The 13443-nt window shown below is 71.5% G+C and carries 15 protein-coding genes; 4 read left to right on the top strand and 11 right to left on the bottom strand.

Annotation, left to right across the window (positions count from 1 at the left end; all coding sequences use genetic code 11):
* Positions 1-4 precede the first annotated feature (4 nt).
* Genes ABZ135_RS18840 through ABZ135_RS18855 form a run of 4 tightly spaced genes read right to left on the bottom strand, consistent with a single transcriptional unit; the run spans position 5 to position 3583 of the window.
* Positions 5-1219, bottom strand: a complete 1215-nt coding sequence (locus ABZ135_RS18840) for an ABC transporter permease (protein WP_356697076.1) — start codon at positions 1217-1219, stop codon at positions 5-7.
* The gene (locus ABZ135_RS18845) at positions 1219-1959 is read right to left on the bottom strand and encodes an ABC transporter ATP-binding protein (protein ID WP_356697078.1); all 741 of its coding nucleotides are present in this window, start codon (positions 1957-1959) and stop codon (positions 1219-1221) included. The genes ABZ135_RS18840 and ABZ135_RS18845 overlap by 1 nt, the downstream gene beginning before the upstream one ends.
* Positions 1956-3077: a peptidoglycan-binding protein gene (locus tag ABZ135_RS18850; protein ID WP_356697080.1), complete on the bottom strand. Its 1122-nt coding sequence runs from the start codon at positions 3075-3077 to the stop codon at positions 1956-1958. Before ABZ135_RS18850 ends, ABZ135_RS18845 begins: the two co-directional genes overlap by 4 nt.
* Positions 3074-3583, bottom strand: coding sequence for a hypothetical protein (locus ABZ135_RS18855; protein ID WP_356697082.1), 510 nt, complete (start codon positions 3581-3583; stop codon positions 3074-3076). Before ABZ135_RS18855 ends, ABZ135_RS18850 begins: the two co-directional genes overlap by 4 nt.
* 89 nt (positions 3584-3672) lie before the next feature.
* Between ABZ135_RS18855 and ABZ135_RS18860 the strand changes: the two genes are divergently transcribed.
* Complete coding sequence (locus ABZ135_RS18860) at positions 3673-4332, top strand: response regulator transcription factor (RefSeq protein WP_356697084.1); 660 nt, start codon at positions 3673-3675, stop codon at positions 4330-4332.
* Positions 4329-5633, top strand: coding sequence for an ATP-binding protein (locus ABZ135_RS18865; RefSeq protein ID WP_356697086.1), 1305 nt, complete (start codon positions 4329-4331; stop codon positions 5631-5633). Before ABZ135_RS18860 ends, ABZ135_RS18865 begins: the two co-directional genes overlap by 4 nt.
* A gap of 118 nt (positions 5634-5751) precedes the next feature.
* On the opposite strand, the gene ABZ135_RS18870 is transcribed toward ABZ135_RS18865, so the two are convergent.
* Positions 5752-7101: a dicarboxylate/amino acid:cation symporter gene (locus tag ABZ135_RS18870; protein WP_356697088.1), complete on the bottom strand. Its 1350-nt coding sequence runs from the start codon at positions 7099-7101 to the stop codon at positions 5752-5754.
* A 345-nt stretch (positions 7102-7446) separates the two neighbouring features.
* The gene (locus tag ABZ135_RS18875; protein ID WP_356697090.1) at positions 7447-7713 is read right to left on the bottom strand and encodes a DUF4229 domain-containing protein; all 267 of its coding nucleotides are present in this window, start codon (positions 7711-7713) and stop codon (positions 7447-7449) included.
* A gap of 108 nt (positions 7714-7821) precedes the next feature.
* Between ABZ135_RS18875 and ABZ135_RS18880 the strand changes: the two genes are divergently transcribed.
* Positions 7822-8364, top strand: a complete 543-nt coding sequence (locus tag ABZ135_RS18880; RefSeq protein ID WP_356697092.1) for a GNAT family N-acetyltransferase — start codon at positions 7822-7824, stop codon at positions 8362-8364.
* Between the two features lie 36 nt (positions 8365-8400).
* Here the strand turns inward: ABZ135_RS18880 and mqnE are convergent, their stop codons facing one another.
* Positions 8401-9564, bottom strand: a complete 1164-nt coding sequence (gene mqnE / locus ABZ135_RS18885) for an aminofutalosine synthase MqnE (protein WP_356697094.1) — start codon at positions 9562-9564, stop codon at positions 8401-8403.
* A 68-nt stretch (positions 9565-9632) separates the two neighbouring features.
* Complete coding sequence (locus ABZ135_RS18890) at positions 9633-10088, bottom strand: Lrp/AsnC family transcriptional regulator (protein ID WP_356697096.1); 456 nt, start codon at positions 10086-10088, stop codon at positions 9633-9635.
* A 114-nt stretch (positions 10089-10202) separates the two neighbouring features.
* Between ABZ135_RS18890 and ABZ135_RS18895 the strand changes: the two genes are divergently transcribed.
* Positions 10203-10343: a hypothetical protein gene (locus tag ABZ135_RS18895; RefSeq protein ID WP_356697098.1), complete on the top strand. Its 141-nt coding sequence runs from the start codon at positions 10203-10205 to the stop codon at positions 10341-10343.
* Here ABZ135_RS18895 and ABZ135_RS18900 read toward each other — a convergent pair.
* From ABZ135_RS18900 to ABZ135_RS18910, 3 genes are read right to left on the bottom strand one after another with little or no spacing between them, the layout of a single operon-like run.
* Positions 10340-11026 (bottom strand): UbiX family flavin prenyltransferase, encoded by a 687-nt coding sequence (locus tag ABZ135_RS18900; protein ID WP_356697100.1) that lies wholly within the window; start codon positions 11024-11026, stop codon positions 10340-10342. The two genes, ABZ135_RS18895 and ABZ135_RS18900, sit on opposite strands and share 4 nt — an antisense overlap.
* Positions 11027-11048: 22 nt before the next feature.
* Entirely contained in the window at positions 11049-11951 is a 903-nt protein-coding gene (gene mqnP, locus ABZ135_RS18905; RefSeq protein WP_356697102.1) for a menaquinone biosynthesis prenyltransferase MqnP, read from the bottom strand.
* A complete protein-coding gene (locus ABZ135_RS18910; protein ID WP_356697104.1) occupies positions 11948-13399 on the bottom strand; it encodes a menaquinone biosynthesis decarboxylase in 1452 nt (483 codons plus the stop codon). The genes mqnP and ABZ135_RS18910 overlap by 4 nt, the downstream gene beginning before the upstream one ends.
* Positions 13400-13443: the final 44 nt, after the last annotated feature.

The following is a 13443-nucleotide window of genomic DNA, read 5'->3' on the forward strand; positions in this document are numbered from 1 at the left end:
CCCCCTACGCCGCCGCCAGTGCCAGCGTCGGTGACTGGCGGGACGCCCGGACCGCCGGGTAGAGGCCCGCCACCGTGCCGATCACCAGCGTCGCGGCGAAGCCGCCGGCCGCCGACCAGGGCGGGACGACCCAGGGCAGGCCGCCCGTGGTCGCGTACACCGCCGTCGCCGCCGCGCCCAGGGCCACGCCCGCCAGGCCGCCGAGGCCGGAGAGCATCAGGGACTCGGTGACGAACTGGAGGCGGATCTGGCCCCGGGTCGCGCCGAGCGAGCGGCGCAGGCCGATCTCGTGGCGGCGCTCCAGGACCGAGATGATCATGGTGTTGGCGACGCCGACGCCGCCGACCAGGAGCGCGATCCCGCCGAGCCCGAGGAGCAGCGTGGAGAACGCGCCCTCCGTCGCCGCCTTCGCCTTCAGCGCCGAGGACGGGTCGCCGACGGCCACGTTCTGCGGGTTCTGCGGGTCGATCGTCGGGGCGAGCAACCGCTGGACCTGTCGTACGGACGCGTCCGTGGACCGCTCGTACACCGCCGTCGGATGGCCGTCGAAGCCCAGCAGCCGCTGGGCGCCGTCCCAGCCGACCAGCGCGGAGCGCTCGATCTCCGGGGCGAGCGGCAGCGGGTCGAGGATGCCGACGACGGTGAAATAGCGGTCGTCGATCCAGACCTGGCGGCCGGGCCGGTCGATGCCGAGCCGTTCGGCGGCGACATGTCCGAGCACCACGGACGGATAGCGGCTGTTGGCGGCGTTGAACCAGGTGCCGGACGCCATCGTGCCGCGCAGCACCCCGAGCAGTCCCTCGGTGGCCGCCTTCACCGCGAGGCCGCCCGTCTCGCCCTCCGGGATCTTCTCGGAGCGGCGTACCGAACGGTCGAGGTCGCCGGTCCCGCCGGCCTTCTCGACGCCCTCGATACGGCCGACCATGCCGACCGCGTCCTTGGGCAGTTTGACCTCCTGCCCGCTGAACATCCCCTCGCCCGGCTTCGCGACCAGCATGTTCGTGCCGAGCGCGTCGAGCTGCCGCAGCAACTGCGCCTGGCTGGAGGCGGAGATGCCGACCACCGCGATCATCGTCGCGATGCCGATGGCGATGCCGAGCGCGGACAGCACCACGCGTACGGGTCTGCTGCGCAGCCCGGCCGAGCCGACGTGCAGGACGTCCCGCGGCCCGAGCCGGGCGGCCTTCAAGGTGCGCGTACGGGCGCGCGAACCGGCCATCAGACGGCGACCTTTCCGCGGGCCGTGTCCGCGACGACCCGGCCGTCCCGGATCCTGACCTGGCGCGGCAGCCGCCCCGCGATCTCGGTGTCGTGGGTGATGACGGCGATCGTCGCCCCCTCCTCGTTCAGGGTGTGCAGCAGGTCCATGACCGCCTCGCCGGACGCCGAGTCCAGCGCGCCCGTCGGTTCGTCGGCCAGCAGCAGATCGGGCTGTCCCACCACCGCGCGGGCGATCGCGACGCGCTGCTTCTGACCGCCGGACAGCTCGTGCGGCCGGTGGTGCACGCGGTCGGAGAGCCCGACCCGGGCCAGCGCCTCGGCGGCCATGCGGCGGCGCCTGGCCCGGGGCAGCCCGGAGTAGAGCAGCCCCTCGGCGACGTTCTCCAGCGCGCCGACCCCGGGCACGAGGTGGAACGCCTGGAAGACGAAGCCGATGTGGCGGGCGCGCAGGGCGGACAGCCGCCGGTCGGTGAGGGAGGCGATGTCGTGGCCGGCGATCGCGCCCGTGCCGGAGGTCGGCCGGTCGAGGGTGCCGACGATGTGCAGCAGGGTCGACTTGCCCGAGCCGGAAGGGCCGACGATGCCGAGCAACTCCCCTTCGGTGACGGCGAGGTCGACGCCGTCGAGGGCGCGGACCCCGCCCGCGTACTCCTTCACGACACCCCGGAGCTCCACGACGTTCCTGGGCGCCACGACGTTCCTGACGACAGCGCCCGCCGCCGTACGGTCGGCGGTCATACGGACGGCACCCCGACCTTCATGCCCTCGCGCAGCCCCTCGCCGCGGACCTCGACCCGGCCCTGGGCGAACATGCCGAGCTCGACCTTCACGTCCCTGGTCCCGCCGTTCTCGACGACCTGGACGCCGAAGCCGCCCCCGGGCAGCGCCAGCAGGGCGTTGACCGGGACGGAGAGGACGTCGCGCCGGATCTCGCCGACGAGGTCGACGGTGACGGGTGACCGGTCGACGCCCTTGGCCTTCTCCGGGTCGTCGAAGGAGACCGTGATGTCGATCCTCGGGGTCCTGTCCTGCGGGTCGTCGCCCGTCGACGCGGTCTTCCCGGCCGCCGACACCCTGCCCGGCAGCCGCGTGCCGTCGGGCAGCGTGACGGTGACCCGGGTGCCGACCTTCGCCGAGGCGGCCTCGGAGGCCGGCACTTTGAAGCTCACCACCCGCTCGGAGCCGGTCACCGTGAGGACGGGGGCACCCGGTGCGACCCGGTCGCCGACCGCGACCCGGGTGCCGTCGGCGTCGCCGCCGCCCGCCTCCTGGACCCGTACGGCGCTGCCCGCGAAGGCGATCCGGTCCGGGCCGACGGTGCCGGTCCGCTTGAGGCCGTGGGACTTCTGCCAGCGCGCGACGGCCGCGGCCGTCTTCTCCGTGTACTCCTCGTCGACGTCGAAGCCGGTGTAGCCGAGGGCCGCGAGGTTCTCCTCCACCTGCCGTACGTCCTTGCCCTTGTCGCCCGCCTTGAGCGTCCGGTACATGGGCGCCTGGCCGTACATCAGCAGCACCGGCTCGCCGTCGACCTCGTAGAGCCGTTCGTCCCGCTCGACGACGGAGCCGGCCGGGGCGAGCCAGGTCAGGATGCCGCCCGGGCCGCCCGCGTTGATCCTCCGTTCGCCGAGGTGGCCGAGGGTGCCGTCCTGCCGGGAGCTGTCGCCGAGGTCGCCGCGGGTGACGGGGGCGGTGTCCGGCGGCAGGCCGCGTGCTCCGGCGGCGGTGTCGCGCGGCTTCTCCGGGGCGGCGAGGGCGGTGACGGCGACCCCCGCGCCCGCAACGGCGGCGATCGTCACGAGGGCGATCACCAGCCGGCGCCGGCCCAGCGGCCGCCCGCGGCTCGCACGGTCGCTCATCGGACCACGCCCTCGCACGCCTTGGCGGCCTTCTCCATCTTGTCCTTCTCGGCGCCCTGCGGCATCGGCATGGCCTTGTGCGCGCCGCCGTCGAACTGCGGGTCCGGCATGTTGAAGCCGTTCTCGCGCATGCACTTCGCGTACGCGAGCGCCTTGTCCTTGTCGGCCTGCGTCGGCTCCTTGCCGAAGCCGGAGCCACCGGACTTGCTCTGGCACGCCTTGAACGCCTTCTCCATCTTCTCCTTCGACATGCCGTCGCCGCCGATGGTGAGCCCGACGCCGTTCTCGCCCGGCTTGGGCTCGGGCACGTCGAGGCCCTGCTCGCGCAGGCACTTGCGGTGCTCGAAAGCCTGGTCGGCCTTCTTGCCCTCCTCGGTCACGCTGCCGTCCTTCGTTCCGTTCCCGGAGGAACCGGCGTCGGAGCCCGAGCAGGCGGTGGCGAGGAGGGAGAGGGCGGCGGCCAGGGAAGCGGCGGCGGCCGCACGGGTGATCCGTCGAGTCGTCATGGCGAGGAGAGTGCCGTGAAGGGATGTTTCGCTTCTCTCAGCGGTTTCGTTTACACCGGCGAAAGGTCCCTTTCGGATACACAGGGGCCATGCGCGTACTGGTGGTGGAGGACGAGGCGTTCCTCGCGGAGCTGATCGCCGAGGGGCTGCGCCGCGCGGCGCTGGCCGTGGACGTCGCGGCCGACGGCCCGGAGGCGCTGCGGAAGCTGCGGTTCGGCGCGTACGACGTGCTCGTCCTGGACCGTGACCTGCCGGGGGTGCACGGGGACGACGTGTGCCGGTGGGTGGTCGAGCAGCGCCTGATGACCCGGGTCCTGATGCTGACGGCCGCCGGGACGGTACGGGACCGGGTGGACGGCCTGGGGCTCGGCGCGGACGACTACCTGGCCAAGCCCTTCGCGTACGACGAGCTGCTCGCCCGGGTCCTGGCGCTGGGGCGGCGGGCCCGGCCCGCGCTGCCGCCGGTCCTGGAGCGGGCCGGGATCGTCCTGGACACCGCCCGCCGGCAGGCCAGCCGCGACGGGCGTCATCTGCACCTGTCCCGCAAGGAGTTCGGGGTCCTGGAGGCGCTGCTGCGGGCCGAGGGCGCGGTGGTCAGCGGCGAGGACCTGATCGAGCAGGTCTGGGAGGAGCACACCAGCTATCGCACCAACGCGGTCCGGGTGACCCTGAGCAAGCTGCGGGCGAAGCTGGGCGAGCCGCCGGTGGTGGAGACGGTCCCGGGCGCGGGCTACCGGATCGCGTCATGAGCGGCCGGACCCGCCGGCCGTCCGCGTCCGTTCCGCTCGGCGGGGAACGCACGCGCCTGACCGCGCTGTACGGCGGTCTGCTGGTGCTCGCCGGCGCCCTGCTCACCGGTGTCGTGTACGTGCTGGTGAAGGACGGCCTGTACTCGTCGATCAGCATGGCCGTCACCACCGCCGTACCGGCGCGGCGCATGGAGGACCTGCCGACCGCGCACCCCACCGCGTCCCCCGGCGCCTTCCCGACGGACTACCCCACCGCCTTCCCGACGGGCTACCCGAGCGCCGTGCCCGCGAGCCCCGGCCCTGTCCCGCCCGGCACCGTGCCCCGCACGGCGCTCGCCCTCACCCGCACGGTCAGCGACGCGGCCGAGTCCGCCGCCCTGGAACGGCTCCTGACCGTCTCGGTGACCGTCCTCGCGGTGTACGCGCTGCTGTCGGTGATCGTGGCCTGGTGGGTGGCGGGCCGGGTGCTGCGCCCGGTCGCCGTCATCACCGACACCGCGCGCCGCCTGTCCGGTGAGAACCTGCACGAGAGGATCGCCCTCGCCGGGCCGCCGGGCGAGCTCAAGCGGCTGGCGGACACCTTCGACGACATGCTGGGGCGGATGGAGCGGCTCGTCGCCGCCCAGCAGCGGTTCGCGGCGAACGCGGCGCACGAGCTGCGCACGCCGGTGGCCGTGCAGCGGGCGGCGGCGGAGATCGGCCTCGCGGGAGAGCCGTCGCCGGAGCGGGTGGCGCGGATCCGGTCGAAGCTGATCGAGGTCGCGGACTCCAGCGAGCGGATCATCGAGGGGCTGCTGCTGCTCGCGACCTCCGAGCAGGGGCTGAAGGAGCGGCGCCGGGTGGCGGTGGACGAGCTGGCCCGGCAGGCGGCGGCCGCGCTGGCGGGCGAGGCGGAACGGCGCGGGGTGCGCGTGGACGTACGGACCGGTCCGCTGGCCGTCGACGGCGACGCGGTGCTGCTCGACCGGCTGCTGCACAACCTGCTCGCGAACGGGGTCCGGCACAACGTGCCGGACGGCCGGGTGGTGCTCCGGGTCGGAGCGGAGGGGATCGAGGTGACCAACACGGGGCCGGTGGTGCCGCCGGAGACGGTCCCGCTGCTCTTCGAGCCGTTCCGCCGCCTGGGCGAGCGCACCCACGGCCCCGGCGAGGGCGCGGGTCTGGGCCTGTCGATCGTCGACGCGATCGCCCGCGCCCACGGCGCGACGGCGACCGCCACGGCCCGCTCCCGCGCGGAGGGCGGCGGCCTGACCGTCCGTATCGCGTTCCCGCGGGCGGCTCCTCCCCGGCCGGGGCGCTGAGAACGCACTCCGCCGGCGGCTCCCGCCCGGCCGGGGCGCTGAGGACGCACCGCGCCCCGGACCGTCCTGCGGTCCGGGGCGCGGTGGAACGGGCTGCCGTGCGGGGCGGCCGTGCGGGTCAGGCGGGGGCGGGCAGCGTCACCTTCTGCTCGGCCGCGGCGGTCTCGCGCTCGTCGTTCGGGCCGTCGACCGGCGAGGCCGACGCCGAGTTGTACGCGGCGACGTCCAGGATCTTCTCGCGGGCGGAGACGATCACCGGGACCAGGGCCTGGCCGGCGACATTGGTGGCGGTGCGCATCATGTCGAGGATCGGGTCGATCGCCATGAGGAGGCCGACGCCCTCCAGCGGGAGGCCGAGCGTGGACAGGGTCAGGGTGAGCATGACCGTCGCGCCGGTGAGACCGGCGGTGGCCGCCGAGCCGATCACCGAGACGAAGGCGATGAGCAGGTACTCCTTGACGCCCAGCTCCACGTCGAAGATCTGCGCGATGAAGATCGCGGCGAGCGCCGGGTAGATCGCGGCGCAGCCGTCCATCTTCGTGGTGGCGCCGAACGGCACGGAGAAGGAGGCGTACTCCTTCGGGACGCCGAGGCGCTCGGTGACCCGCTGGGTGACCGGCATGGTGCCGACCGAGGAGCGGGAGACGAAGGCGAGCTGGATGGCCGGCCAGGCGCCCTTGAAGAACTGGAGCGGGTTGAGCTTGGCCACGGTCGCGAGGAGCAGCGGGTAGACGCCGAAGAGGACCAGGGCGCAGCCGATGTAGACGTCGGCGGTGAAGGTGGCGTACTTGCCGATCAGGTCCCAGCCGTAGGTGACGATGGCCTTGCCGATGAGGCCGGCGGTGCCGATGGGGGCCAGTCGGATGACCCACCACAGGGCCTTCTGGAGCAGTTCCAGGACGGACTCGGCGAGGGAGAGGATCGGCTGGGCCTTGTCGCCGAGCTTGAGGGCGGCGACGCCGGCGACGGCGGCCATGAAGACGATCTGGAGGACGTTCAGCTCGGTGAAGGGCGTGATGACGTCGGTCGGGATGATTCCGGTGAGGAAGTCGATCCAGCTCCCCTGGTTCTCGGGCAGCTTGCCGTCCTTCGGCGTCAGGCCGGTGCCGGAGCCGGGGTTGGTGAGCAGGCCGATGGCGAGGCCGATGCCGACCGCGATCAGCGACGTGATCATGAACCAGACGAGGGTCTGGGCGGCGAGCCGGGCGGCGTTGTTGACCTTGCGGAGGTTGGTGATCGAGACCAGGATCGCGAAGAAGACGAGCGGGGCGACGGCCAGCTTGAGCAACTGGACGAAGATGCCGCCGACCTGGGTCAGGGTCTCCTTGAGCCAGCCGATGTCCTGGCTGCGGGCGAGCCAGCCGAGCAGGACGCCGATGACGAGGCCGGCGACGATCTGGGCCCAGAACGGGATCTTGGGTATGCGGGACGGGGACTTCGTCACGGGCGCGGACGCGGACACAGACACACTCCACGGGTGCGTATCGGGAAATACGGGGACGGGGGTGCGGCACACTCGCGCGAAACACGCGGGCCGCTGCATGATGCCGGGTCAGAGCGCGCGGCAACAGACCGCGGACATACAGCGGCACAGATCGACATGCAGGCGCGCCACGAGCGGGGTGCTCGCGGCATCGAGGAGGCGCACTGCTGTCTTCACGCCGGATACGTTAACACTTGAACTTTGAGAACCTCAAAGCCATTCTTTGAGGCATCCAGGGGCCCGAAGACCTCCGAAACGCAGAACACCCCAGGCGGGAGCCTTCGAAGCTCCCACCCGGGGTGTCCGGGATGTCTGAGGTTGTGACGTACCTTACGCGGCGTCCTCGGCCGAGCGGTTGGCCTCCAGGCGACCCTTGGCCCGGTCGACCCTCTCCACGATCCGCTCGCTCAGCTCGTCGCGCTGGCGGCGCAGCAGCACGAAGCTCAGCGGGGCCGAGACGACGACGGAGAGCAGCAGGACCCACAGCAGGTTGGAGTCGCCGAGGCCGCGCGGCAGCACGCCGATGTAGACCAGGCCCCAGAGCGCGAGAAAGCAGCCGGCGAAGATGCCGAGGCGCAGCAGGCTGTAGCGAAGCATGTGAGTCCCTCCCGTACAGGACAAGCGTCCCTCCAGTGAAGCACGGACGGCTCCGCGCGCGGTCGCCGACCCTTGAGCCGAGGGCAAGGTAATGGATACTCTCACCTCATGCCCCTTACGTTCGAGCTGGATCCGGCCGTCGACCCCGCGCTCCGCGACGGCGTCCTCGCCCTGTGGGCGGACGTCTCCAACGCGGGCGGCGCCGTCGGGTTCGTCCCTCCCGTCACGCCGGAGGAGATCCGGCCCGCCCTGCTGCGGCATCTGGTCGGCATGGCCGAGGGCACCACGCGCCTGCTCGTCGGCCGGGACACCGACGACCCGGACGGCCGGGTGGCCGCCACCGCCTTCTTCACGCACAACAGCCACCCCCTGATGACGCACTGGGTGTGGCTGTACACGGTGATGGTGCACCCCCGGCACCAGGGCAAGGGGTACGGACTCGACCTGATGGCGGCGGTCGAGGAGGCGGCCCGGACCGCCGAGGGCTTCGAGCACATCGAGGCGATCCGGCTCACCTGCCGCGGCGGCACGGGCGTCGACGCCTTCTACGCCCGGGCCGGCTGCAAGGAGGTCGGACGCGTCCCGGGCGCCATCCGGGTGGCCCCGGGCGACGACCGCGACGACATCATCATGCTGCTTCCGCTCCGCTAGGACCGGAAGCGGCGCGGAGGGGGTCCGGCCCCGGCGTCAGACCCGCATCGGCTGCGGCGACTCGCGGCGGTCCGGGTCCGGCCCCGGGTACTCGCGGATGACCTCGTAGCGCGTGTTGCGCTCCACCGGCCGGAAACCGGCGTCCCGGATGAGCTCCAGGAGGTCGTCCCGGGTCAGCTTGTTCGGGGTGCCGTAGTTGTCGGCGTCGTGCGTGATCTTGTACTCGACGACCGAGCCGTCCATGTCGTCCGCGCCGTGCTGGAGCGCGAGCTGCGCGGTCTGGACGCCGTGCATCACCCAGAACACCTTGACGTGCGGGACGTTGTCGAAGAGCAGCCGCGAGACGGCGAAGGTCTTCAGGGCCTCGGCGCCGGTCGCCATCTGGGTCCGCGCCTGGAGGGTGTTGCGGACCTTGCCGTCCTGCATGTCCACGAAGTCGTGCTGGTAGCGCAGCGGGATGAAGACCTGGAAGCCGCCGGTCTCGTCCTGGAGCTCGCGCAGCCGCAGCACGTGGTCCACGCGGTGGCGAGGCTCCTCGATGTGGCCGTACAGCATCGTGCACGGGGTCTTCAGACCCTTCTCGTGCGCGAGGCGGTGGATCCGGGACCAGTCCTCCCAGTGGGTGCGGTGGTCCACGATGTGCTGCCGGACCTCCCAGTCGAAGATCTCGGCGCCGCCGCCGGTCAGCGACTCCAGACCGGCCCCGATCAGCTCGTCGAGGATCTCCGAGGCCGACAGGCCCGAGATGGTCTCGAAGTGGTGGATCTCGGTGGCGGTGAATGCCTTCAGCGAGACGTTCGGCAGCGCCTTCTTCAGCTCGGAGAGCGAGCGCGGGTAGTAGCGCCAGGGCAGGTTGGGGTGGAGCCCGTTGACGATGTGGAGCTCGGTGAGGTTCTCGTTCTCCATCGCCTTCGCGAGGCGCACGGCCTCCTCGATGCGCATGGTGTACGCGTCCTTCTCGCCCGGCTTGCGCTGGAAGGAGCAGTAGGCGCAGGAGGCGGTGCAGACGTTGGTCATGTTCAGATGCCGGTTGACATTGAAGTGGACCACGTCGCCGTTCTTGCGGGTCCTGACCTCGTGGGCCAGACCGCCGAGCCAGGCGAGGTCGTCGGAGTCGTAGAGGGCGATGCCGTCCTCGCGGCTCAGCCGCTCCCCGGCCAGCACCTTCTGCTCCAGCTCGCGCTTGAGCCCAGCGTCCATCTCCGGCCGCCTTCCGTTCTTTCCGTCGATCCCCGTGCTTCAGGCCCCACCACCGTACTCGCTGCGGGTCAGCCCTCCTCCGGCAGATCCCCGACCCGGTTCTCCCACTTGGTGGACAGCACGATCGTCGTACGGGTGCGGGAGACGCCCTTGGTGCCGCTGAGCCGGCGGATGGTCTTCTCCAGGCCGTCGACGTCGTTGGCGCGGACCTTGAGCATGTACGAGTCGTCGCCGGCGATGAACCAGCAGTCCTCGATCTCGGCCAGGTCCTTGAGCCGGCGGGCCACGTCCTCGTGGTCGGCGGCGTCGGAGAGGGAGATGCCGATGAGGGCGGTGACGCCGAGACCGAGCGAGGCGGCGTCGACGGTGGCGCGGTAGCCGGTGATGACCCCGGCCGCCTCCAGACGGTTGATGCGGTCGGTGACGGAGGGCCCGGAGAGCCCGACGAGCCGGCCGAGCTCGGCGTACGAGGCGCGGCCGTTCTCGCGCAGGGCCTGGATGAGCTGCCTGTCCACGGCGTCCATAGGTATGAAGCCTTCCATTGTCCAGCGATACCGCGAGTTTAGGTATAGAATCTAAGGTACACAGGGTCAGACACCCTGTGAATCCTTCATTCAGATCAAAGACGATCTTCAGGAGTGGTGTTCACCGTGTACACGATCGAGATGGCCTACGCCCGTATGCGTGAGCTGCAGGAGCTGGCCGACCGCTCGCGTGCCCACCAGCCGTCCGCCGCCTCGGAGCGCGCCGCGAAGAAGCGCGCCGCCCGCAAGCGCTAATCACCGGGCAGGGCTCCACCGAGCTCTCCCTCCCACCGGCGGTACAGGCCGTGCGGCACCCCTGCCGCGTCGAGCACCCGCCCGGCGACGAAGTCCACCAGATCCTGGATGTGCGTCGCCCCCGCGTAGAACGCCGGAGAGGCGGGCAGCACCACGGCGCCCGCCTCGTCCAGCGCCACCATGTGCCGCAGCGTCTGCCCGTTCAGCGGGGTCTCCCGCACGGCGACGACCAGCGGACGCCGCTCCTTGAGCATCACGCTCGCGGCCCGCTGGAGCAGATCCTTCGACAGACCGAGCGCGACCCCCGCCACGGCGGCCGTCGACGCCGGCACGATCAGCATCCCCTTCACCGGGTACGACCCCGAGGACGGCCCCGCGGCCAGGTCACCGGCCGCCCAGTACCGCACGTCGGCCAGCCGCTCCGGGTCCACGGCGAAGGTGTCCGGCTTCCCGTCGGCGCCCCGCGCCAGCCAGGTCGCCAGGTCCTCGCGCCAGTGCGCGTCCCGGAAGGCGACCCCCGTCTCGTCGAGCAGCGTCAGCCGCGAGGCCCGCGAGACGACGAGGTCCACGCTCTCCCCCGCCGCGAGCAGCCCTCGCAGTACGGAGGCGGCGTACGGGGTCCCGGACGCCCCGGACACCCCGACCACCCAGGGACGACGCTGCTGCTTCTCTACCGGCTCCACGCCGACGAGCCTATCCGGCCCCTTACGGGGTGAGCCCGCGCACCAGCAGGTCGAGCAGGGCGCACACGAAGAGCGCGATGCCGATGAAGCCGTTCACCGTGAAGAACGCCCGGTTGAGCCGCGACAGGTCGTGCGGCTTCACGATGGCGTGCTCGTAGCAGAACGCCGCCGCCACGATCACCAGGCCCACCCAGAAGAACGCACCCGCGCCGGTGAGCAGCGCGTACCAGACCAGCAGGGCCGTCGTGACGACATGGCAGACCCGCGCGCCCCACACGGCCGCCGGCACGCCGAACCGGGCCGGCACCGAGCCGACGCCGGTCTCGCGGTCGCTGTCGACGTCCTGGCAGGCGTAGATGAGGTCGAAGCCGCCGATCCACACGCCCACCGCGAGGCCGAGGACCACCGCCTCCCACGACCAGGCCCCGGTGATCGCGAGCCAGCCGCCGACCGGCCCCATCGCCTGCGCCAGGCCCAGGATGGCCTGCGGGAAGTTCGTGAACCGCTTCCCGTACGGGTAGACCACCATCGGCACCACGGCGACCGGTGCGAGCGCCAGGCACAGCGGGTTCAGCAGCGCCGCCGCGCCCAGGAACACGACCAGGGCGATCAGCGCGCCGACCCAGGCGTGCCGCACCGACATCGCGCCGGTGACCAGCTCGCGCTGCGCGGTCCGCGGGTTCCGCGCGTCCATCTCGCGGTCGATGATCCGGTTGACCGCCATCGCGAAGGTCCGCAGACCCACCATGCAGACGGTGACGAGGAGCAGCCGCACCCAGTGGACGCTGCGGTCCTCCTGGTACATCGCGGTGAGCGCGGCGATGTACGCGAAGGGCAGGGCGAAGACCGAGTGCTCGATCATCACCAGGCGCAGGAAGGCTTTCGTGCGGCCCGGCCGCGCGCCGGGCACCGCGGCCGTGGTCACAGTCCGTACTCCTTCCAGCGGCGGTCCACCAGGGCCGCCGTCGCCGGGTCGGACGCGACCATGTCCGGCCAGCCGCCGTCCCGGGTGTAGCCCTCCTCGGGCAGCTTCTTGGTGGCGTCGATGCCGGCCTTGCCGCCCCAGAACTGCTGGTAGGAGGCGTGGTCCAGGTGGTCCACCGGTCCCTCGACGACCGTCAGGTCACGGGCGTAGTCGGTGTTGCCGAGGGCCCGCCAGGACACCTCGTGCAGGTCGTGCACGTCGCAGTCCTTGTCGACCACGACGATCAGCTTGGTCAGCGACATCATGTGGGCGCCCCAGATGGCGTGCATGACCTTCTGCGCGTGCTTCGGGTACTTCTTGTCGATCGAGACGATCGCGCAGTTGTGGAAGCCGCCGGACTCCGGCAGGTGGTAGTCCACGATGTCCGGCACGATGATCTTCAGCAGCGGCAGGAAGAACCGCTCCGTGGCGCGCCCCAGCGGCCCGTCCTCGGTCGGCGGCCGGCCGACCACGATCGACTGGAGCAGCGGGCGCTTCCGCATGGTGACGCAGTCGATCCTCAGCGCGGGGAACGGTTCCTGCGGGGTGTAGAAGCCGGTGTGGTCGCCGAAGGGACCCTCCGGCAGCATCTCGCCCGGCTCCAGCCACCCCTCGATGACGACCTCGGCGTTCGCCGGGACCTGGAGCGGGACGGTCTTGCAGTCGACCATCTCGATCCGCTTGCCCTGCACGAAGCCGGCGAAGAGGTACTCGTCGATGTCGCCGGGGAGCGGGGCGGTGGAGGCGTACGTGACGGCCGGCGGGCAGCCGAAGGCGATCGCGACCGGCAGCCGCTCGCCGCGCTCGGCGGCGACCGCGTAGTGGTTCCGGCTGTCCTTGTGGATCTGCCAGTGCATGCCGATGGTGCGCTTGTCGTGCCGCTGGAGGCGGTAGAGCCCCAGGTTCCGCACGCCGGTCTCCGGGTGCTTGGTGTGGGTGAGGCCCAGGTTGAAGAAGGAGCCGCCGTCCTTCGGCCAGGTGAAGAGCGCGGGCAGCTTGTCGAGGTCGACGTCGTCGCCGGTCAGGACCACCTCCTGCACGGGGGCGTCCTTCACCTTCTTCGGCGGCACGTGGACCATCGAGCCCAGCTTGCCGAATGCCTCCCGGACGCCGACGAAGCCCTGCGGGAGCTCGGGCTTGAGGAGCCCGCCGATCTTCTCGCTGATCTCCTCGTACGACGTCAGGCCGAGCGCCTTGAGGAGCCGCCGGTCCGTGCCGAACACGTTCATCGCGAGCGGCATCGCGGAGCCCTTCACGTTCTCGAAGAGAAGCGCGGGTCCTCCTGCCTTGTTCACCCGGTCGACGATCTCCCCGACCTCCAGGTACGGATCGACTTCGGCCTTGATGCGCTTGAGGTCGCCTTCGCGCTCCAGCGCCCTGAGCAGCGAGCGGAGATCGTCGTAAGCCATAGGGGCAAGTATCGGTCACCCGATAACCTGGAAGCCTCACCGGG

The sequence above is a fragment of the Streptomyces sp. NPDC006339 genome, assembly GCF_040612775.1.
In the GTDB taxonomy this organism is placed as follows: Bacteria; Actinomycetota; Actinomycetes; order Streptomycetales; family Streptomycetaceae; genus Streptomyces.